Genomic DNA, 19,943 nt, shown 5'->3' with positions numbered 1-19,943 from the left:
TCCCATCAGCGCCCCGGCACGTCCGCAATCGGGCTGGATCACTCCAGCCGATCGGTTGACCTCGTCCAGCCGGAAGGTGGACTACGTGTGTCAGCCCCCGCGGTTACGATTCCCTTGTGTCAGAACACTCCGCCCCTCGCCGCAGAATGCCACGCGGCGTCCGCGTCGCCGGCAGCATCCTCATCGGCGTCATTGCCTACCTCTTCGGGTTCCTCACCTCGTCGATGGCGGTGACGGCGAACGCCTGGGCCTTCTCCGACGGCGAACTCAACGACACCGGGCTCGTGGCCATCCTGCTGCTGTTCTTCGTGTGGGGGCTCGTCTTCCTCCGACACCGATGGCCGTGGGTGCCCTTCATCGCCGGCGGACTGCTCACAGCGGGATGGGGCGATGCGCTGATGCTGCTCATTGCGGTCTTCCACCTCGTCATCCGAGCATCCCGGCGGCAGGCGATCGCCGCCTCGGCGGTGGGCACCGGACTGATCGCGTTCTCGACGTTGAGGATGTGTCTGGCACCGGCCGAGCACAATCCCTTCAGCATCTTCTTCCTGCCCGACCCGGCACAGGTCACGGGCCTCGAGGCGTCCATCCCGCCGGAGGATTCGCACTTGGCGATCAGAATCATCACGATCGCGGCCGCAGTCATCGGACTGTGTACGGCTCTGGGCGTCGGCGCGCTGCTGCGGCGGACACGGCGGATGAGAGCGGTCGAATCGATCGCCGAACGTGAAGCCCTGCGCAATGAGTCGCTGTCCGCCGAGATCGCTCGGCAGTCCGAACGAGAGCTCTTGGCACGCGAGCTTCACGACACGCTCTCCCACCGGCTGTCGGTGATCTCTCTGCATACCGGCGCCCTTGAGGTCGGAGCAGGCACCGACCCCGAAGTCGCGTCGACGGCGTCTGCCCTGCGGCAGGAGGCCCGCGCGTCCATGGAGGATCTGCGCCATCTTGTCGGTGGCGTGCGGAACGGCGATCTGGCGTCTTCGCGACCGGACCATGGCAGCTCGTCACCACCGAGCCGCGCGACGATGTCAGCGATTCCCGAACTCATCTCCTCCGTGGCCTCCACCGGCACAGTCATCCGCCCGCTCATCGTCATCCAGGACGTGGAATCATGCCCGCCTGCGCTCGACCGTGCGGCCTATCGCATTGTTCAGGAGGCTCTGACGAACGCGATGAAACATGCACCGAACCTGCCGGTGACGGTGGACGTCGCCGTTTCGGCAGCTCGCGGAATCCAGATCTCGGTGAGCAATCCGCTTCCTGGTGTTTCAGGTTCGGTCGATGTTCCGCCTCGTCCTCGATACGCACCGAGTTCTGCGCGGGAACCCGATGCCGGTGTGCCCGCTCACGGATGGTCGCCGCCCGGGTCGAATCCGGTGCCGCAGGGAGCTCACTTAAAGTCGACCGGGTCGGGATCCGGGCTGATCGGCATCCAGGAGCGCGCCGCGATGTTCGGCGGCGAAGCCTCGATCGGGGTAGTCGGCAATGAGTTCCGTGTGCAGGTGAGCTTCCGGCCCTTTCTCAACTCCGATCTGATTCGCCCCCCGGTTCGGGCCGAGTAGAATCTCGCCGGGCTGATTCGTGTCCTGCCGGATCGTCGGCCGACAGTCGCCGAACGGTCGATGAGGAACAGGGACCTCAGCACCGCAACGAGCCGTGACAGGGGCCTCGGGTATTGTGACGTTCATGAACCAAGCCGCCCCGATCCGAGTCATGATCGTCGACGATGACCCCATGGTCATCACCGGGATCACGGGAATCCTCCAGGCGGCCGACGGCATCGCCGTCGTCGCTTCGGCATTGAGCGGGGAAGAGTCCATCGAGAAGGTGTCTCGGCACTTTCCCGATGTCGTGCTCATGGACATCCGGATGCCGGGAATCGGCGGGATCGAGGCCACGCAGCGTCTGCTCAACAGCGTACGACCGCCGAAAGTGGTGTCCCTGACGAGCATGAGCAGTGACGAGCACCTCTTCAACGCGCTCGAAGCGGGGGCCGCCGGATACCTGCTCAAAGACATCGGCCCTGTGGAACTCGCCGCCGCAGTCCGCAAGGTCCACGCCGGTGAGCCCATTCTCGCCCCGCAGTCCATGCGGCAGGTCATCGCCAAGGTCAGGTCGAGCTCCGATCATCGTCTGCAGCAGGAGGCCGTGGCCCTGCTGTCGGAGCTCACCGACCGCGAGCGCCAGGTCGCCGAGCTCGTGGCCGAAGGTCTGTCGAATCCGGAGATCGCCGAGGAGACATTCATGAGTCTGGCCACGGTCAAGACTCACCTCAACCGAATCAACGTCAAGCTGGACACGAACAACCGCGTGCGCATCGCCACGATGGTGGTTCGTGCCCGCAGGCACTGACCTCAACAATGCGACTGGTAGTTTCCTTCGGGAATCCTCGCAAGAATTCACCGTTTCTTTATCCCCCACAGCAGAAGTGATTGTCCACCCCGTCTAAAATCGACCTTGATGGTTGCTGAACACTATGTCGAATCCGAGAAGACGATCAGCAGCCCCTCAGATCGCAGTCAGTGGACGGTACGAGCACAGGGGTTGCTGTCCTGGGCAACCTCATTCTGGGTCTTGGCAATCGCCTTCGTCGTCGTCACAATCGCTGCGGCCGGTCCACTGCGAGTCTGGGACTACAAGCTCAATCGACGATGGCTCTATCTCTTCGAGCCCGACCTCGTCTGGTTCTTTCAGCACATCCTCGATCCCATCGCAGGCCAGGCCGTCTGTCTTCCCGTTCTGGCGATCACCGCGATCGTTCTGGCACGCAGACGCCGGTCGTGGCGACCGATCGTCTTCGCGATCGCCGTCGAAGCCGCCTTCTATCTCGGCGTCGGTTCGCTCAAGGTCCTCTTCGCTCGACCGGCGACGACCCTGCACGATCCGCGGTTCTTCCACGGCGGTCTGATCGAGATCGGCGGCCGTGGGATCAGCTACCCATCCGGGCACGCAGCCGAAGCCGTACTCATCTACGGTGCTGTCGCCTACCTCATCGCCACTTACAGCAACGTCACCACCAGGACCGTACGCCTGCTGTGGTGGGGGGGTCGCTGCGGTCAGCGTGAACTCAGTGGTCGTGTCCTTCATCCTCGGCTGGCACTGGGCCACCGACCTCATCGGGGGTCTGCTGATCGGCGGAGTCTTCCTGCGACTGCTCGTCATCGCCGACAGGCGAATTCCCGTTCTCAACTCCTGAAGGCTGTCACAGCCAGGTATCGTCGAGACCCGCGAACGTCGTCGCTCTGCTTTCAACGAGATCGAACCACGGTCCGGTCTGCGGCAGCTCGTGGGCGAAGAAATACCGCGCCGCGGCGATCTTGCCATTGAGGAACGCCGAATCGCCACGTGCGCCCGCGGTCGCTTCGGCCGCCATTCCCTGTTGCAGCCACAGCCACGCCATGGTTGTGTGGCCCACTGCTTCCAAATAGGTCCACGCATTGTCGAGGGCCACCATGGGATCTCCGCTCGACCACACTGCAGCGGTGACGGATTCGATCCGATCGACGGCTGACGTCAGCGCCGCGGTCTCAGCGGACCATTCGGAGCGGTCGGCCGCCTCGGCGAGGGTCTCGCGCATCTGCTCCAACAGCACCTGCAGACCCGCCCCGCCCTTCATGATGACCTTGCGCCCGAGGAGATCCTTGGCCTGGATGCCGTGCGTGCCCTCATGGATCGGGTTGAGCCGATTGTCGCGGTAGAGCTGTTCGACATCGTGATCGCGGGTGTAGCCGGCCCCGCCGAGAACCTGGATGGCGTGATCGTTGGCCTTCAGACACCACACGCTCGGCCAGCTCTTGACGATCGGGGTGAGCACATCCAGCAGCAGTGCGGCACGATCGCGGTCCGCCTCGGAATCAGCGGTTTCGGACTCATCGAGCAGGCGTGCGGCATAGAGGATGAGTCCGAGCCCGCCCTCGACGTAGCTCTTCGACGACAACAGCATGCGACGGACATCGGAGTGCTCAGCGATCGGGACCGGCGAAACCTCGGATCCATTGGCACCATCGGGACGACCCTGACGGCGGTCGCGGGCATAGCGGAGGGCATCGAGGTAACCGTGGTAGCCCAGTCCGACAGCACCGGCACCGACACCGATGCGGGCCTCGTTCATCATGTGGAACATGCAGGCCAGTCCCTGGCCCCGCTCCCCCACGAGGTAGCCGACCGCACCGGCAGAACCGGCCGGAGTGTGTGCGCCCTCGCCGAAGTTGAGCAGCGTGTTCGTCGTTCCACGCCATCCCATCTTGTGGTTGAGCCCGGACAGGACGACATCATTGCGCTCACCGAGGCTCCCGTCGTCATTGACGAGGTACTTCGGGACGAGGAACAGGCTGAGTCCTTTGACACCCGGCTGGTCACCGTCGGCACGTGCCAGGACGAGGTGGACGATATTCTCCGAGAGTTCGTGATCGCCACCGGAGATCCACATCTTCGCCCCATGGACGCGGAAGGCATCGTCGCCGCCTTCGGGATCCGGTACAGCTTTCGTCGTGACGTCGCCCAATGAGGAGCCGACCTCGGGTTCGGACAGGCACATGGTGCCGAAGAACCGGCCTTCGAGCTCGGGCACAACGTACTTCTCGATCTGTTCCTCGGTTCCATATTCGAGCAGCAGATTGGCGTTGGCCATGGTCAGCATCGGGTAGCTGGCGGTGCCGATATTGGCCGCCTGGAACCAGGCGAAGCAGGCCTTCGCGATCGTCTGCGGCAGCTGAATGCCGCCGACGCTCTCATCCATCGTCGCCGAAAGCAGGCCGATACCGGCGAACTGGTCGAGCGCAGCCTTGATCTCAGGAATCAGCGTCACCGAGGTGCCGTCGAAGGTCGGCTCGTTGAGGTCGGACTTGCGTGCATGAGTGGCGAACCGTTCCTTGGCGAGCTCCTCGCTGGCTTCGAGCACGGAGTCGAAGACCTCACGCGAATGGTCGGAGAAGCGAGGACGTTCGCAGAGTTCGTCGACCTTGAGCCAGTCATAGAGTTGGAACTCGATGTCCTTGGTGGAGAGGATGGATTCTGTCGCAGTCGTCAAGACGCCATTGCCTTCAATCTGTTCAGTCACGAGACCAAGCTATGGCTAATCATTCGTTAAGTAAAGTGATTCGCTCTCTCACGGTGCAAGGATTTGGCTGATGCCCAGCTGTGAGGTCTGCCAGACGCTTCCCACCTCTGGGTTTCGGCCCCCGGGAGAGCTATAATTCTCTCTACAATCTGCGTGGGAATGGGGCGAAGGATCATGACCGCAGAAACGAATCGATCGTCGAAGTTGGCCCAGACGATCAGACAGATCCCGAAGGCGTTCAAGAGCGCCAATATCGGCCAGGGGCAGAAAGTCGGCTATCGAGAAGACAGCTCCGAAGAACGGCTGCAAACCACGGCTGAGCACGAAGGAGTGAAGCTCTACCGCAATCCCGACGGCTCACATCTCGCCGTCGACGAATCCCACTCGAGCTACGATGACTGAACATCGGCTCTGTATCCGGCGCTGCGTCTGCAAGCGAGGCACCCCCTGGATGAATCAAAGAAAACGACTATGGTCACGAGTACAGCGTCTTCGCAGCAGTGAGGTGATGACAGATGACCGACCAGACTGATTCACAGAAGAAGGTCGACAAGATCAACGACAAGCTCGACGAGCTCGGGGCGAGGGCCAGCGGACCCGATGTCGCCTATGGTGCGACTCCCGGATATGCCGACGATGTATCCGAAGAGGACCTGGAGAAGCTCGCCGAAGCGGAAGGTGTGACCCTCCGACGCCTCCCGGACGGCTCGCATGAGGCGATCGACGAGTCCGCCGTGACTCCATCCTCGGACACTTCGAACGCCGAGGATTCGTCAGCTGAGAGCTGATTCGTCGGCTCGAGCGAACATCGACAACCCGGTACATGGTCATCCATGTGCCGGGTGTCGCTGTGCCCCAGGTAGGATCGCCGGGGCCATGGCGCCACGCCGCACAGTCGGCGGAACAATGATGCTGATATGAAAGGCAGAGCCTATGCCCTCCCCCGACGCCTCGCCTGCGCAGACCTCCGTGACGAAGACGGAGCCGTCAGGCTTCCTCCGGATTCTGCGCAACTACCGCTTCCCGATCTTCATCCTCACAGGGGTGGTCATCGGCGCGATCATCGGCCTCGTCTTCGGGGAACGCGCCACCGTCATCAAGCCGTTCGGCACGCTGTTCATCAATATGATGTTCACTCTCGTCGTGCCGCTCGTGTTCTTCTCCATCGCCTCCGCGGTCGCGGGAATGTCCTCGGCGGCGCGACTCGGCAAAATCATGGGCAGTATGCTCGGAGTCTTCGCCGTCACCGGCATCGTCGCCTCCATCGTCATGGTCGCCGCGCTGCGCATCTTCAACGCCACCGACGGCGTCGAAGTGGAGATGCAGGAGCCGGAGAACGTCGAGGACGTCGGGTCCATCGGTGACCAGCTCGTCCAAACCGTCGTCGTCGACGACTTCTCGAAGATCCTGTCCGCCGAGCACATGCTCGCCCTCATCGTGTTCGCCGTCATCGTCGGCTTCGCCACCAGCAGGATCGGCGACGCCGGCAAGTCGTTCGCCCAGTTCCTCAATTCCGGCACCGAGGTGTTCCTCAAGTTCACCTCAATCATCATGTACTACGCCCCGATCGGCCTCGGCGCCTACTTCGCCGCACTCGTCGGCGACCTCGGCGCCCAGCTCGTGGGGACTATGTTCGCGCCTTCCTCGTCTACTATCCGGTGGCGATCGCCTACTTCATCCTCGCCTTCACGTTCTACTCCTTCGTCTCCGGCGGCCGCCGAGGCGTCTCCCGCTTCTGGGGCAATATCCTCGAACCCACAGCGATCTCCTTGGGTACGTCGTCCTCGGTGGCGGCGATCCCAGCGAACCTGCGTGCCGGAGAGAAGATCGGAGTCCCACGGGACATCCGGGAGACGATCGTGCCGATCGGCGCCACGATCCACATGGAAGGATCGAGCCTGTCCGCGATCCTCAAGATCGCCTTCCTCTTTGCCGTGTTCCAGCGCGACTTCTTCACTCCGGAAAACATCCTCATCGCCATCGCCGTGGCGCTGCTGGCCGGAATGGTCATGGCAGGAATCCCCTCTGGCGGCTTCATCGGCGAGCTCATGATCATCACCCTCTACGGCTTCCCAGCAACGGCGCTGCCGATCGTCCAGATCATCGGAACCGTCATCGATCCGCCGGCCACCACGGTCAATGCGGTTGGCGACCAGGCGAGTTCGATGATGGTCGCTCGCATCCTCGATGGAAAGGACTGGATGGATCGGACAGAGGACGGTCACGATTCGGTTCCGTAACCGCTGTGAATCTGTCACAGTCCGGAATCCACGGATTCGGACAAGACTCCTTCTGACGGAATGTCTCGGAGATGTCATCGCAATGCAATAGAACCTCCGTATTTCCGACGACGCGTCTCAGCTTCTGTTCAGGCTCGGGGAATCGGCTCTCACCTGGGATGACGATACTCGATTCCAGCAATGTTCCTGTCCCGGAAGAGGAGAAGTCACCATGCCCGCCTTCATCAGCACTCACGCCGCAAAGTGGGGCGTCGCTGCACTAGCCGGTCTCACATCTCTGGGCCTCGCAGTCGGTCCGGCATCGGCCTCCGTTGATTCAGCACCCGCGCCCAGTGCCGCTCAGGCACCCGCGCCCAGTGCCGCTCAGGCACCCCAGAGTTCGGGACACCCGAAGGGTGCCGTCAAGTACGCGGACAAACTGATCACCGCCTACGGCATCGGTGATGACTCGGTCATGGATCGCCTCGCCACACGCAACGTCGTCGCTGCCCTCGCCGAACACAATGACGGGCACGCCACACGCTGGCACCAGACCTCAGCCGACTCCGGCAAGGGGTACACCTGGGTGTCGTACACGAACCTGGACACCCACGAGGTCATGAACCAGACGGTCAGAGACACCACCCCCGTGGGCAAGGGCGGCGACGCTGTTCGTGAGGTCGAGTCCGTCGGCTGAGGACGACCCGCTGTCATGCCGTTGCCCGAATCCTGAACGGTGTCTTGCCAGCTTCGCCGACCCGCTCGGTAGACTCGGGAACCATGGTCGCCCTGAACGAAATCCCCCGTCGCCGCTACACCGCGGGCGCGACACCGCTCGAGCATCTGCGGCGACTGTCCGCCGAGCTCGGCGGACCGCAGATCTGGATCAAACGCGATGACCGGCTGGGGCTGACACAGGGCGGGAACAAAACACGCAAGCTCGAGTACCTCATCGCCGACGCACTGAACCAGGGAGCGGACACGCTCATCACCGTCGGCGGGGTCCAGTCCAACCACTGTCGGCTGACCTTATCCGCTGCACGCGCCGAGGGCCTCGACTGCCATCTCATCGTCGAAGAGGACCTCGGACCCGACGGCACAGCACTCGGCCCAGCAGGGGCGAACCCTCCGGAGCACACGGGCAATTTCCTGCTCTTCGACCTCCTCGGCGCGGATTCGGTCACCGTGCTCGGCCACGGAGCTGACCTCCTCGGCGAGGCCGAGATTCTGGCCGAGAAGCTGCGCGGCGAGGGCAGGATCCCCTACATCATCCCCGTGGGCGGGTCGAATCCGATCGGCGCGCTCGGCTATGTCGACTGTGCCCACGAGCTGCTCGATCAGTTCGCCGAGGAGGGAGTGGACTCCCCCACGATCGTCACGCCCAGCGGCTCGGCCGGAATGCAGGCCGGGCTCATCGTCGGACTCCACAGCGCAGGAAGCACCGTCCCGATCATCGGCATCAACGTCAGCCGGTCACAAGCGGAGCAGGAACCGAAGATCGTCGACCTCGTCGATTCCACGGCGAGATTCCTCGACCTACCGCACGTTCCCCGCGATGCCACGACGGGACTCGGCGACTATGTCGGGACCGGCTACGCTCTGCCGACACCCGAGATGGCTGAGGCCGTGCGCCTCTTCGCCCGCACCGAGGGGATCCTCCTCGACCCCGTCTACACCGGCAAGGCTGCGGCCGGTCTCATCGACCTCATCAGATCCGGCCGCTTCCCTTCCGAGGACACGGTCGTCTTCGTTCACTCCGGCGGAGTCCCCGGACTCTACGCCCGCACCCAGGCGTTCACCTGAGCACCTCCCACCACCCACCATCGACGAAAGGCAGACAGATGACAGTTTCGACAGCAGACCTGTGGGACGAACGCGGCGACGACCTCTATTCGATCGCTCTGAACTTCGGCGACTTCGGAGCCAAGACCTCATTCTCCGGACCGGCCCGCACGATCCGCTGCTTCCAGGACAATGGACTGGTCAAGCAGACCCTCAATCAGCCAGGCGACGGCGCCGTGCTCGTCATCGACGGTGACGGTTCGATCGCCACCGCCCTCATGGGTGACATGATCGCCGAGGCCGGGGTCCGAAACGGCTGGAACGGAGTCGTCATCAACGGCGCTGTCCGCGACCGTGAAGCTCTGGCCGAGATGGAATTCGGAATCAAGGCTCTGGCCAGCAATCCGCGCAAGAGCGCGAAAGACGGTGCCGGTGAGATCGACGTGACCGTGGAGATCGGCGGCGCGACGATCCGCCCAGGAGCGATGGTCTTCGCCGACGCCGATGGTGTCGCCATCGAGAAATAGAGCAGCCGCGGCTCAGCGATGAATGGTGTCGAAGCTCTGTTCGGCTGAGTCCCAGATGTCGGCAACGTCGATCCGACCGTCAGCGGTGAGATCCTCGACGGTCGAACGGTCGTAGAGGTATCTCCATTCCCCCGCCGCGACGTCTCCCGTGACCACGAGGATGTCGTAGTCGAAGGCTGCCTGTGAGGTCGCCTGGACGATGAACGCCGTGGCTTCCAAGTCCTTGGCCCTGTTCTCATCGGAGGCGAACTCGACATGGAGGCGTTCGGGTTCGGCCTCCTGGTTGAAGTCGGGGTTCGTCTCGGACTCGAGACTCACCTCGACACCATCCAAGGACTGCGCCACATAATCCGCGAGCTCGTCGAGGGAGTCGAAGCCCTGCGCCACGACATCCAGAGTCGCCGTCGGAGTCGTTTCGGGTTCCGACGATGAGCCAGAATCGGAGCCGCAGCCGCTGAGGGCGATGAGTGCGGCGGTCAGGAGCCCGGCGAAAGCAGGGGCGGACTTCGAATCGAACCTCATGGCACCAGCCTATCGACGAGAGTGCGCTGGTGCCGCATCGAGTCAGTCACTCAGAGCGTGGGGCTTCAATGGGATCGGATTCCCTTCGGCGCGGATCGGGAATAGGGTCATCAGCCTATTTGTTGAATGTTCAACTAGATTGATCTAGACTGGACCCAACAGCCCATCCGCTCAGGAGAACAGCATGACCGCCACCCCCATCCAGGCACCAACTTCCACCGCCCCGCAGACACTCGCCGTCGATGAGAAACGACTCAGCGCGGCCACCGGAATGGACGCGGTGACCCTGCGCGTCGGCGACCTCGAGAAGATGTCGAACTACTACTCGAACGCCCTGGCGATGGAACCCCTCGAAGAGACCGCCCGCGATGGCGAAGTCCACCGTGTGCTCGGCCGCGGCGCCACTCCCCTGGTCAAGCTCGTGGCCACCCCGGGCCTGCCCGGCGTCGACGCCAAACAGGCCGGCCTGTTCCACACCGCCTTCCTGTTCGACACCAAGGAAGCCCTGGCCGCCACGGTCGCCCACGCCGCGCAGAACACCAACAGCACCTTCGTCGGCTCCAGCGATCACCTTGTCAGCCAGGCGTTCTACTTCACCGATCCCGAAGGCAACGGCATCGAGCTCTACGTCGACCGCGCCCGTTCGGAATGGACTCACTCGCTCGACGGTGAGGTCCAGATGGACACGCTCTACCTTGACCCGAACCGCTTCCTCGAACGCCACCTGAATCAAGACATCCTCGCGAACACTGCCGCCGAACCCGGCATCGTCGGCCACGTCCACCTGCAGGTCGGCAACATCCCTCAGGCCCGCGAGTTCTACGTCGATGCCCTCGGCTTCGAGCCGTCGCTGTCGTCAATGCCCGGAGTCCTCTTCGCGGCGGCGGGCGGATACCACCACCACGTCGCCATGAACACATGGAACAGCCGCGGCGCCGGCCCTCGCGCGGCCAGCCTCGGCCTCGGGGATGTCGCGATCACCGTTCCCGGACGCGAGGACCTCGACGCGCTCGTCGCTCGCCTGCGCACGCACAACCTCGACTTCGCCGATGACGGACGCTCCGTGCGCGTCGTCGACCCGTGGGGCACGCAGGTCACCCTGGCCACCGGAACCAGCTCCATCGACGAGACCCTGGCGCGCTGACGACCTGCCGGTGCGAACATCTCCACCGGACAGATCGCACTGAGGCGGGTGATGCTCAATGGCATCACCCGCCTCAATCGTCTGCGCCGAGATCAGCTCGTGGAGTGCACTCGCCCGACTGCCGCCTGCGGATGCAGGTCGAGTCGGCGCAGCAGCTGAGCATTGAGGGCGACGACGATCGTCGAGATCGACATCAGGATCGCACCCACACTCATCGGCAGCACGAATCCGACAGGAGCGAGCACTCCTGCCGCCAGCGGCACCGACAGCAGGTTGTACCCGGCCGCCCACCACAGGTTCTGCTTCATCTTCCGGTAGGTCGCCCGAGAGAGTTCGACGATCGAGAGCACGGACCGCGGATCGTCGGAAGCGAGAATGACTCCGGCAGAGCCGATGGCCACATCGGTTCCGGCCCCGATGGCGATGCCGACATCGGCCTGCGCGAGCGCAGGAGCGTCATTGACACCGTCACCGACCATCGCCACACGACGCCCCTCCCCCTGCAGCTCGGAGACCTTCGCCGCCTTGTCGGCGGGATGAACGCCGGCAAAGACACGGTCGATGCCGAGTTCGGAGGCCACAGACTGCGCGACCGCCTCGGCGTCTCCGGTGATCATCACGACCTGTGCACCGATGGCGTGGAGAGCATCGACGGCATCGCGAGACTCCGGCCGGATCTCATCGGCCAACCGCAGGGCACCGACGACAGATCCGTCGACGAGCACGTGGAGGATGATGGCACCTTCGGCTCGCCAGGCCTCCGCAGACTTCGCCTCGGGCGCGTCATGCGCCTCGAGCAGTCTGGGACCACCGACCTCGACCGTCTGGCCCGCGATGACGGCCTTGACCCCCACCGCAGGTGACGACGAAAAGTCGGAGGCTCTCGGCACGTCGACCCCCCATTCAGCCGCAGCCGTGACGATGGCTGCGGCCAACGGGTGCTCGCTGTCGGCTTCGGCCGCAGCCGCCAGGCCGAGCACTTCACTCTCGGCCCGCGTGGCCCCGGCACCCTCGACGACTTCGATGGCGGTGACCGTCGGCTGACCCTTCGTCAGAGTGCCGGTCTTGTCGAAGAGCACGGAATCGACCGTGCGCATCGTCTCGAGCGCGAGCCGGTCCTTGACGAGGACGCCGGCACGGGCGGCACGTTCGGTGGCGATCGACACGACCAGCGGAATGGCCAGCCCCAAGGCGTGAGGACAGGCGATGACGAGCACGGTGATCGTGCGCACGACCGCCGAGTCCGGCATGCCGATGAGCGACCAGACGACCGCTGTGATCACGGCAGCGCCGAGAGCGAACCAGAACAGCCATGCCGAGGCTCGATCAGCGATGCGCTGGGCTCGAGATGACGAGCTCTGAGCGTCGGAGACCAGCTTCTGGATACCGGCCAGCGTTGTGTCGTCACCGATCGCGGTGATCTCGACTCGAAGCCCGGAATCGGCGGCGACGGTGCCGGCCACAACCGAGTCGCCTTCGCCGCGTCGGACCGTCGCGGATTCTCCGGTGACCATGGATTCGTCCACATGGGCCGAACCGTCGATGATCCGTCCGTCGGCGGGCACCGAGGCACCGGGTCGAACGAGGACGATGTCCCCGACGACGAGGTCGGACGGAGCGACGCTCACCGCCTCCCCATCGATGATCTTCTCGGCCTCATCCGGCAGCAGCGCGGCGAGACTGTCGAGCGCCGAGGTGGTCAGTGCCAGTGAGCGCATCTCCATCCAGTGGCCGGCGAGCATGATCACGACCAGCAGAGCCAGCTCCCACCAGAAATCGAGCTGCGGGTCGAGCAGGCCCAGCGACGACCCCCAGGAGGAGATGAAAGCGACCGTGATCGCCAAAGCAATGAGCAGCATCATGCCCGGACTGCGCCCCTTGATCTCGTCGAGTCCGCCGGCCAGGAACGGCTTTCCGCCCCAGACGTACATGACGGTGCCGAGGATCGGTGAGAGCCAGCGAAGCGCACCGAGGATGCCGGTGTCGGGAACCTCGTATCCGACGAGGTGGCCGAACATCGGACTGAATGCGACGACGGGCACGGCGATGACGAGCATGATCCAGAACAGCCTCCGGAACTGCGCGACGTGATCGCCATGGCCGGCATGACCCGCGTGGCCCGAATGGCCGGAGTGAGCCTCGTGACCGGAGTGGTCGCCATGACCACTGTGGTCATGGCGAGCGTGATCGGAGTGGGCCATGGTCTCAGTGTGTGCGGAATGGCCTGTCTCAGCAGACTGCATTCCGTAATGACGATGATTCTGCGGCTTGTCCATACCCACAATCTATACCCCTCGGGGGTATAAATCAATGGTGATGCCTCTCATATGCAATCGCCTGCAACCCTGGCTCTCACGTCGCAAGCGTTCTAGCGTCGAAGAACACCGAATGGCACGGATACGCCCCACGAAAGGACTCATCATGAGGGCAGCACGATTCCACGCTCGCAAAGACATCCGAATCGAAGACATCCCAGAACCCGAATTGCGGCCAGGCACAGTCGCCATCGACGTCGCCTGGTGCGGGATCTGCGGAACCGATCTCCACGAATATCTGGAGGGGCCGATCTTCGTCCCGCCGGCGGGCCACCCGCATCCGATCTCCGGCGAATCAGCCCCAGTGACCATGGGGCACGAGTTCTCCGGCACGATCACCCACCTCGGCGAAGGCGTCACCGACCTGAACGTCGGCCAGAACGTCGTCGTCGAGCCCTACATCATTGCCGAAGACGTCGACACCGGCCCCGGCCAGAGCTATCAGCTGTCGAAGGACATGAACTTCATCGGCCTCGGCGGCCGTGGTGGCGGACTGTCGGAGAAGATCGTCGTGCAGCGTCGCTGGGTGCACCCGATCGGCGATATTCCACTCGATCAGGCTGCGTTGATCGAACCGTTGTCAGTTGCCCACCACGCAGTCGTTCGCTCGGACGCCGAATCCGGCCAGACCGCCATCGTCGGCGGCGCAGGACCCATCGGCCTCCTCACTGCCGCCGTCCTCAAAGCCAAGGGACTGACCGTCTACATCTCCGAGCTCTCCGAGGCGCGCAAGCAGATGGCACTCTCAACAGGCGTTGCCGACGAGGTCCTCGATCCACGAGAATTCGATGTCGCCGAAACCATCCGAGAGCGCACGGGCGGACGTGGAGCCGACGTGGGATTCGAATGCTCGTCCGTCCCCGCGGTTCTGGACATGCTCCTCGATGCCGTCCGTCCCGGCGGAGTCATCGTCAACGTCTCCATCTGGGGGCATAAGCCCGAGGTCGATATGCCGAAGCTGGTCCTCAAGGAGATCGACCTGCGAGGAACCATCGGCTACTCCGGCGACCACCCGGAGACGATCAGACTGGCCGCCGGCGGCACCATCGATCTCTCAGCCTTCATCACCGCACGCATCGGCCTGGACGAGCTCATCTCGGGCGGGTTCGACGAGCTCATCAACAACAACGAGCAGCACGTGAAGATCATCGTCGACCCCCGCGCCTGACAGGAACCTCCTCGACACCCTCTCCACGCGCACCCCGCAGTTTCGAGGGAGCAGAATGTCGATTCAGTCCGCTGAAATCAACATTCCGCTCCCTCGAATTTCTGCATTCACGCTCTTGGCCCCGCATTCACGCACGCACCTCCGCACTCACGCTCTTGGCCCCGCATTCACGCACCCGCCCCGCAGGAGGAACGCACCCGCGCTCGACATTGCATATACGTGCAGTTATGACTCATACTTGCTCATACTGTTCAACTTCGCTTCTGATCGTCGACTGCCCTCGGGCATCGCAGATCGTGTCGAAGTCAATGAGAACCACACACCCTGGCTCGCCCGCGAGCCGGCCTCACCGCGGAGGACCCCATGGACCTGCAACTCATACTGGCGTTGGCCGCCGGCATCGCGACGATCGTCGTCATCGTGCTCGCGACCCGACTCGACGCCTTCATCGCCCTGCTTCTGGCGGCCGTCGTCACCGGCATCGTCGCCGGTCAGGATCTGCTCTCGATCATCGACTCGATCACCACCGGCTTCGGCGACACCCTGGCCAGCATCGGCATCGTCATCGGCCTCGGCGTCGGCATCGGCAAGATCCTCGAAGTCTCCGGAGCCGCCGACTCCCTCGCCCGCGCCTTCCTCCGTGCCTTCGGCAAGGGCCGTGAGCCGTGGGCGATGGGAACCGTCGGCTCGCTCGTGTCCATCCCCGTCTTCTGCGACTCCGGCTACGTGATCATGAATCCGCTGGCTCGTTCGATCGCCCGCGTGAAGAAGGGCGGCTACGTCACCCTCGCGCTGGCTCTGGGCTGCGGTATGACCCTGACTCATCACATGGTGCCGCCGACGCCGGGCCCTTTGGCTGCCACCGGCATCCTCGGTGCCGACATCGGATCGGTCATCCTCGCCGGCATCGTCTTCACCGTCATCCTCCTGCCCGTGGTCGTCGTCTACGCGCGCTGGATCGGGCCGAAGCTCGAACCCGTGCTCAACAGCAAGGTCAGGCACGACGTCTATTCCGAGGTCTCGGCCGCCTCGGCGGAGGGCACCGACGAAGGAGCATCCAGGGTATCCACCCTCACGGGCGACCATGAGCACTCCGGCGACAGCTCCACCGACTCCGCGACGTCGCAGGACGCGGCCGGCGCCGCCCGGTCCGCGGGCCGTGCCAAGAAGCCCGGCGCCTTCCTCGGCTTCCTGCCGCTCATCGTCCCGCTGCTGCTCATCGTGGCCAACACGGTCGGCACCGCAATCGACAAGAGCGCACAGGGAGAGCTCGCCGGCGACGCGTACGAACCCTCCGCCTGGGTCGCTCCGCTGGCATTCTTCGGCAACCCGGTCGTCGCCCTGATCATCGGCCTCATCCTCGCCGTCTACACGCTGCTGCCCCGTGTGACCCCACGCAATCAGGTGCAGAGCTGGCTTGCCGACGGTGCCGCCTCGGCCGGTCTCATCCTCCTCATCACCGGCGCCGGCGGCAGCTTCGGACTGGTCCTGCGCGAATCGGGTGTCGGTGACGCCCTCGCCGAGGCGATCGCCTCGATCAGCCTGCCCGCGCTTCTCGTCCCGTTCCTCATCGCCTCCTTCGTCCGCCTGGCTCAGGGATCGGGTACGGTCGCGATGATCACCGCTGCCTCGGTGACGGCTCCGCTCATCGCCCCGCTGGGACTCGATCCGCTCGTGGCCGTCATGGCCTGCACCGCCGGTTCGATGGTCTTCTCCTACTTCAACGACTCCTACTTCTGGGTCGTCACCCGATTCGCCGGACTGGACGGCATCAACGCCATCAAGGGCAGGTCGGGAATCACCACTGCCGTGTGGATCTGTTCCCTTCCGCTGCTGTTCGTGCTCGACTTGATCGTATGAGCACCTCCCACATGCCGGACGCCGGCACGACGGCAGCGTCCCCCTCGGCGCAGGCGAGCCCGCGCATCCTCATCGTCGCCGACGACCTCACCGGCGGCAACGCCTGCGGGGCCCTGTTCGCCGAGGCGGGACTGCGAACGATCACCGTCACCGGCACCAGCCCAGCCGGCAGCGTCGACCTCGGAGGTCTGCTCGATGACTTCGATGCGGTCGTCGTCAACACCGACTCCCGCCACCTGCCGCCGCAGCAGGCTGGCATGGTCTACTCAGAACTCATCGAGTCCGCCGGTGCCGTCGACCTCGTGGCCTGCCGCATCGACACCACTCTGCGCGGCAACGTCGGGCCAGCTGCAGCAGCCGCCATCTCGGCGCGCAGGCGTGCGCTGACCGCGTCCGACGGTCCGCAGTGCCGCGTCCTGGGACTGTGTATGCCGGCCTTCCCTGCCGCCGGCAGAACCACCGTGCAGGGGCGGCAGCTGCTGGGCGGTCGTCTGCTCGAACACACCGAGCTCGCCTACGATGTCCGCTCCCCCATGCACACCTCCGTCATCGAGGAGATCCTCGCCGCCGGCACGGATCTCGACTGTCACGTCATCGCTATCGCGACCGTCCTGGCCGGCCGTGAGGCCGTGGCCACCGCCGTGCTCGACGCCATCGGGGAAGGGGCCGACGTGCTCATCGCCGATGCCCTGACCACCGACCATATCGAACTCGTCGGTTCCGTCATCGCTGAGATCAGCCACGACCTCGCCGAGGCGGCCACTCCGGAGATCCGCAACCGCGCAGGTCTGGCCGACGGTGAGCTGTTGGACTGGGTGACCATCGATCCCGGACCCGGCAGCCTCGCCCTGGCCCAGTCACGGCTGCCTGCTCGTGCCGATGGCCTCCTGCTCGGCATCTCGGGCTCGGCCACCGAGGTCACCCGCTCTCAGCTCGCGGCCGTAGCCGAGGACCCCACAGTCACGGTCCTCCGTGCACCCGTGGACGACGCGGGCCTGCCCGATGTCGAGGCCACACTGGGCCTCATCGATCGGGCCGCCTCGGCGCGGGCGATCGTCATCGCCACCGTCCTCGAGTCCAGCGATCTGCGCGAACTCACCGATGCCGAATCCGAGCAGACGACACGGCGATTGGCATTGATCGCCTCAACAGTCATCTCCACCATCCCGATCTCCGGCCTCTATACCACCGGCGGAGACGTCACCGCTACGGTGATGCGCGAGCTCGGCGCGATGGGGATGGAGATCGACAAGGAGATCGTGCCCCTGGCCGTGGGCGGCCGTCTCGTCGGCGGGCGCGCCGACGGACTGCCGATCGTCACCAAGGGCGGTCTCATCGGCAACGCCGGCACTGCCGTCGAGTGTCTCGAGTTCCTGTCGACCACCGCCCGCGTCAGACGAGACTGAATCGTGCACGACGAACCTTGCACCGCCACCCGCCGACAGAATCCGAACCATCTGAGGAGACAGCAATGACAGCACCAGCACTCGCCGTGACCGTGGGCGATCCCGTCGGAATCGGACCGGAGATCACCGCCACCGTGCTCGCGGAGTTCGCGGGCAGAGACGATCAGCACGGAATCGCCGTCGCGGATCTGGCCGTGATGAGACGTGCCGTCGACGTCCTCGGACTCGACGTCGAGCTGCGCGCCATCTCCGATTGGTCGACGCCTTCGGCAGGCGAAGGCGTCATCGACGTCTTCGACATCGGCGTGCTCGGCGATGACCTTCCCGAGTGGGGCGTCGTCGACGCTCGCGCCGGCAGGGCTTCGGTGGCCGCGATCGAGCTCGCCACCAAGGCCGCCATGGATCAGCAGGTCGCCGGCATCGTCACCGGCCCCATCAACAAGGAAGCCGTGTGGAAGTCCGGATCGCAGCACCTCGGGCACACCGAGATGCTCGGTGAGCTGACCGGAGTGACGAAGCAGGACACGATGTTCGTCGTGGAGAACACGAAGGTCCCCGACCATAAACTCCAGATCTTCTTCGCCACCCGCCACATGTCCCTGCGCAAGGCCATCGACGCCCTCACCGTCGAGACCCAGATCGACTCGATCGAGCGCGCCCATCGCGCCCTGCAGCTCTACGGCGTCGCCTCGCCGAGGGTGGCCGTCGCCGCGCTCAACCCGCACGGTGGTGAGAACGGCGCATTCGGCGACGAGGAGATCGAGATCCTCCGTCCGGCCGTCGAGAAGGTCAATGCCGGCGGCGCCGTCGAAGTCGCCGGACCGATCCCGGCCGATTCCGTCTTCCATCAGGGGCTGACCGGCCGCTTCGACGGCATCCTCTCGCAGTACCACGACCAGGGACACATCGCGTCGAAGACCTTCGACTTCGACGGGACGATCTCCGTCACCGTGGGCCTGCCGATCCTGCGCACCTCCGTCGATCACGGCACTGCCTTCGACATCGCCGGACAGGGCATCGCCGACGCGGGCACCATGCGCTCGGCCTACCGCGCTGCTATCGGCTACGCACCGTTCGTCGACGGCATCCGTGCGGAGTACCTGCCGAAGTAGGCTTAAGACGCATGTCCGACCGCGGCGATTCCGCTGCGGTCGGAGGTGCGAACGACGAGAGGGAGACAGATGGCGATCCGATCGGGGACCCAGAAGCGGCGTGACGCCATTCTCGGTCTGCTCAAGACCGGCTCATGGAGCATCCCCCGATTGGCCGGGGAACTCGAGACCTCGGAATCGACTATTCGCCGCGACCTGCGCGAGCTGGCCGCAGACGGAGAGATCATCCGCACCATCGGCGGCGCCGCCGCTGCCGGCTATGTCGAACCGCCGTTGGGCGAGCGGATGGAACAGCAGGCCGAGGCGAAGGACGCCATCGCAGCAGCGGCACTCGAGCGGCTCGACGAGGTCGGAGTGCGCACCGTCTTCCTCGACGCCGGTTCGACGACCGTGCGCCTGGCCGAGCGGATCAGGGACCGCAGCGAGCTCACCGTGTTCACCCGCGGCCTCGAGATCGCGTTGGCCCTGGCCCATCCCGCCGGCCCCAAGGTGGTCATGGTCGGCGGCGAAGTTTCGACCCTGTCCCACGGCACCACCGGTGCGCTGTCCGATCATGCGCTGTCGCGCATCCACGTCGACATCGCCTTCCTCGGCGCCGATGCTGTCGATCCGACGCAGGGACTCGGCGAACCGAGTCTCGACGAGGCCCGCACGAAGGAGCTCATCGCCGAGCGAGCCGGAACAGTCATCGTCCTCGCCGACAGTTCGAAGTCCGGCCGTGAGGTCGCCGCTTGGGCGCCGATGCCAACCGGCTGGACGTGGATCGACGAGCACAGCGAGCACCCACGAAGCTGAGTCGTGGCCGGAGGGGCCAAAGGGGTTCGGC

17 protein-coding genes and 1 pseudogene are annotated in these 19,943 nt (G+C 64.7%); 14 read left to right on the top strand and 4 right to left on the bottom strand.

Annotated elements, in window-relative coordinates:
• The first annotated feature begins 116 nt into the window (after positions 1 to 116).
• Positions 117 to 1,565, top strand: coding sequence for a histidine kinase (locus CXR29_RS06120; RefSeq protein WP_241241613.1), 1,449 nt, complete (start codon positions 117 to 119; stop codon positions 1,563 to 1,565).
• Positions 1,566 to 1,689: 124 nt separating this feature from the next.
• Positions 1,690 to 2,355, top strand: coding sequence for a response regulator (locus tag CXR29_RS06115; protein ID WP_127364144.1), 666 nt, complete (start codon positions 1,690 to 1,692; stop codon positions 2,353 to 2,355).
• A 210-nt stretch (positions 2,356 to 2,565) separates the two neighbouring features.
• Here CXR29_RS06115 and CXR29_RS06110 read toward each other — a convergent pair whose 3' ends face one another.
• Positions 2,566 to 3,090: a hypothetical protein gene (locus CXR29_RS06110; protein WP_127364143.1), complete on the bottom strand. Its 525-nt coding sequence runs from the start codon at positions 3,088 to 3,090 to the stop codon at positions 2,566 to 2,568.
• Positions 3,091 to 3,205: 115 nt separating this feature from the next.
• Positions 3,206 to 5,032 carry an acyl-CoA dehydrogenase gene (locus CXR29_RS06105; protein ID WP_127364142.1) on the bottom strand — a complete coding sequence of 609 codons (1,827 nt, stop codon included), beginning with the start codon at positions 5,030 to 5,032 and terminating at the stop codon, positions 3,206 to 3,208.
• Positions 5,033 to 5,236: 204 nt separating this feature from the next.
• On the opposite strand from CXR29_RS06105, the gene CXR29_RS06100 reads away from it, so the two are divergent.
• The 6 genes and pseudogenes from CXR29_RS06100 to rraA all read left to right on the top strand — a co-directional run bounded on the left by CXR29_RS06100 (position 5,237) and on the right by rraA (position 9,590).
• A complete protein-coding gene (locus tag CXR29_RS06100) occupies positions 5,237 to 5,464 on the top strand; it encodes a hypothetical protein (protein WP_101555136.1) in 228 nt (75 codons plus the stop codon).
• Positions 5,465 to 5,577: 113 nt separating this feature from the next.
• Positions 5,578 to 5,850 (top strand): hypothetical protein, encoded by a 273-nt coding sequence (locus tag CXR29_RS06095; RefSeq protein WP_127364141.1) that lies wholly within the window; start codon positions 5,578 to 5,580, stop codon positions 5,848 to 5,850.
• A gap of 145 nt (positions 5,851 to 5,995) precedes the next feature.
• Positions 5,996 to 7,302, top strand: a pseudogene (locus CXR29_RS18025) (dicarboxylate/amino acid:cation symporter).
• Positions 7,303 to 7,513: 211 nt separating this feature from the next.
• Positions 7,514 to 7,978, top strand: coding sequence for a hypothetical protein (locus CXR29_RS06085; protein ID WP_127364140.1), 465 nt, complete (start codon positions 7,514 to 7,516; stop codon positions 7,976 to 7,978).
• Positions 7,979 to 8,061: 83 nt separating this feature from the next.
• Complete coding sequence (locus tag CXR29_RS06080; RefSeq protein WP_101555132.1) at positions 8,062 to 9,084, top strand: D-cysteine desulfhydrase family protein; 1,023 nt, start codon at positions 8,062 to 8,064, stop codon at positions 9,082 to 9,084.
• A 38-nt stretch (positions 9,085 to 9,122) separates the two neighbouring features.
• On the top strand, positions 9,123 to 9,590 hold the full coding sequence (gene rraA / locus CXR29_RS06075) for a ribonuclease E activity regulator RraA (protein WP_025777722.1): 468 nt from the start codon (positions 9,123 to 9,125) through the stop codon (positions 9,588 to 9,590).
• A gap of 12 nt (positions 9,591 to 9,602) precedes the next feature.
• On the opposite strand, the gene CXR29_RS06070 is transcribed toward rraA, so the two are convergent.
• Positions 9,603 to 10,112 (bottom strand): hypothetical protein, encoded by a 510-nt coding sequence (locus CXR29_RS06070; protein ID WP_101555131.1) that lies wholly within the window; start codon positions 10,110 to 10,112, stop codon positions 9,603 to 9,605.
• 184 nt (positions 10,113 to 10,296) lie between these two features.
• Between CXR29_RS06070 and CXR29_RS06065 the strand changes: the two genes are divergently transcribed.
• Positions 10,297 to 11,256 carry a VOC family protein gene (locus tag CXR29_RS06065; RefSeq protein ID WP_025777720.1) on the top strand — a complete coding sequence of 320 codons (960 nt, stop codon included), beginning with the start codon at positions 10,297 to 10,299 and terminating at the stop codon, positions 11,254 to 11,256.
• A gap of 92 nt (positions 11,257 to 11,348) precedes the next feature.
• Here the strand turns inward: CXR29_RS06065 and CXR29_RS06060 are convergent, their stop codons facing one another.
• A complete protein-coding gene (locus CXR29_RS06060) occupies positions 11,349 to 13,457 on the bottom strand; it encodes a heavy metal translocating P-type ATPase (protein WP_241241612.1) in 2,109 nt (702 codons plus the stop codon).
• Positions 13,458 to 13,677: 220 nt separating this feature from the next.
• Between CXR29_RS06060 and CXR29_RS06055 the strand changes: the two genes are divergently transcribed.
• The 5 genes from CXR29_RS06055 to CXR29_RS06035 all read left to right on the top strand — a co-directional run bounded on the left by CXR29_RS06055 (position 13,678) and on the right by CXR29_RS06035 (position 19,912).
• Positions 13,678 to 14,739 (top strand): 2,3-butanediol dehydrogenase, encoded by a 1,062-nt coding sequence (locus CXR29_RS06055; RefSeq protein ID WP_127364139.1) that lies wholly within the window; start codon positions 13,678 to 13,680, stop codon positions 14,737 to 14,739.
• Positions 14,740 to 15,102: 363 nt separating this feature from the next.
• Positions 15,103 to 16,599: a GntP family permease gene (locus CXR29_RS06050; RefSeq protein ID WP_206516258.1), complete on the top strand. Its 1,497-nt coding sequence runs from the start codon at positions 15,103 to 15,105 to the stop codon at positions 16,597 to 16,599.
• Positions 16,596 to 18,005 carry a four-carbon acid sugar kinase family protein gene (locus tag CXR29_RS06045; protein WP_241241611.1) on the top strand — a complete coding sequence of 470 codons (1,410 nt, stop codon included), beginning with the start codon at positions 16,596 to 16,598 and terminating at the stop codon, positions 18,003 to 18,005. The genes CXR29_RS06050 and CXR29_RS06045 overlap by 4 nt, the downstream gene beginning before the upstream one ends.
• A 65-nt stretch (positions 18,006 to 18,070) precedes the next feature.
• The gene (gene pdxA, locus CXR29_RS06040; protein ID WP_101555128.1) at positions 18,071 to 19,117 is read left to right on the top strand and encodes a 4-hydroxythreonine-4-phosphate dehydrogenase PdxA; all 1,047 of its coding nucleotides are present in this window, start codon (positions 18,071 to 18,073) and stop codon (positions 19,115 to 19,117) included.
• 69 nt (positions 19,118 to 19,186) lie between these two features.
• Positions 19,187 to 19,912 (top strand): DeoR/GlpR family DNA-binding transcription regulator, encoded by a 726-nt coding sequence (locus tag CXR29_RS06035; protein WP_127364138.1) that lies wholly within the window; start codon positions 19,187 to 19,189, stop codon positions 19,910 to 19,912.
• Positions 19,913 to 19,943: the final 31 nt, after the last annotated feature.

It is taken from the genome of Brevibacterium linens (assembly GCF_003999335.1).
In the GTDB taxonomy this organism is placed as follows: domain Bacteria; phylum Actinomycetota; class Actinomycetes; order Actinomycetales; family Brevibacteriaceae; genus Brevibacterium; species Brevibacterium linens.
Note: the sequence above shows the minus strand (reverse complement) of the source record. Positions and strands in the feature narration are given on the sequence as shown.

Excerpts from the sequence above, each read along its gene's own strand:
- CXR29_RS06115 (WP_127364144.1), top strand. The coding sequence starts at position 1,690 with ATGAACCAAGCCGCCCCGATCCGAGTCATGATCGTCGACGATGACCCC.
- CXR29_RS06110 (WP_127364143.1), bottom strand. The coding sequence starts at position 3,090 with ATGAAGGACACGACCACTGAGTTCACGCTGACCGCAGCGACCCCCCCA.
- CXR29_RS06100 (WP_101555136.1), top strand. The coding sequence starts at position 5,237 with ATGACCGCAGAAACGAATCGATCGTCGAAGTTGGCCCAGACGATCAGA.
- CXR29_RS06095 (WP_127364141.1), top strand. The coding sequence starts at position 5,578 with ATGACCGACCAGACTGATTCACAGAAGAAGGTCGACAAGATCAACGAC.
- CXR29_RS06085 (WP_127364140.1), top strand. The coding sequence starts at position 7,514 with ATGCCCGCCTTCATCAGCACTCACGCCGCAAAGTGGGGCGTCGCTGCA.
- CXR29_RS06080 (WP_101555132.1), top strand. The coding sequence starts at position 8,062 with ATGGTCGCCCTGAACGAAATCCCCCGTCGCCGCTACACCGCGGGCGCG.
- rraA (WP_025777722.1), top strand. The coding sequence starts at position 9,123 with ATGACAGTTTCGACAGCAGACCTGTGGGACGAACGCGGCGACGACCTC.
- CXR29_RS06070 (WP_101555131.1), bottom strand. The coding sequence starts at position 10,112 with ATGAGGTTCGATTCGAAGTCCGCCCCTGCTTTCGCCGGGCTCCTGACC.
- CXR29_RS06065 (WP_025777720.1), top strand. The coding sequence starts at position 10,297 with ATGACCGCCACCCCCATCCAGGCACCAACTTCCACCGCCCCGCAGACA.
- CXR29_RS06060 (WP_241241612.1), bottom strand. The coding sequence starts at position 13,457 with ATGGCCCACTCCGATCACGCTCGCCATGACCACAGTGGTCATGGCGAC.
- CXR29_RS06055 (WP_127364139.1), top strand. The coding sequence starts at position 13,678 with ATGAGGGCAGCACGATTCCACGCTCGCAAAGACATCCGAATCGAAGAC.
- CXR29_RS06050 (WP_206516258.1), top strand. The coding sequence starts at position 15,103 with ATGGACCTGCAACTCATACTGGCGTTGGCCGCCGGCATCGCGACGATC.
- CXR29_RS06045 (WP_241241611.1), top strand. The coding sequence starts at position 16,596 with ATGAGCACCTCCCACATGCCGGACGCCGGCACGACGGCAGCGTCCCCC.
- pdxA (WP_101555128.1), top strand. The coding sequence starts at position 18,071 with ATGACAGCACCAGCACTCGCCGTGACCGTGGGCGATCCCGTCGGAATC.
- CXR29_RS06035 (WP_127364138.1), top strand. The coding sequence starts at position 19,187 with ATGGCGATCCGATCGGGGACCCAGAAGCGGCGTGACGCCATTCTCGGT.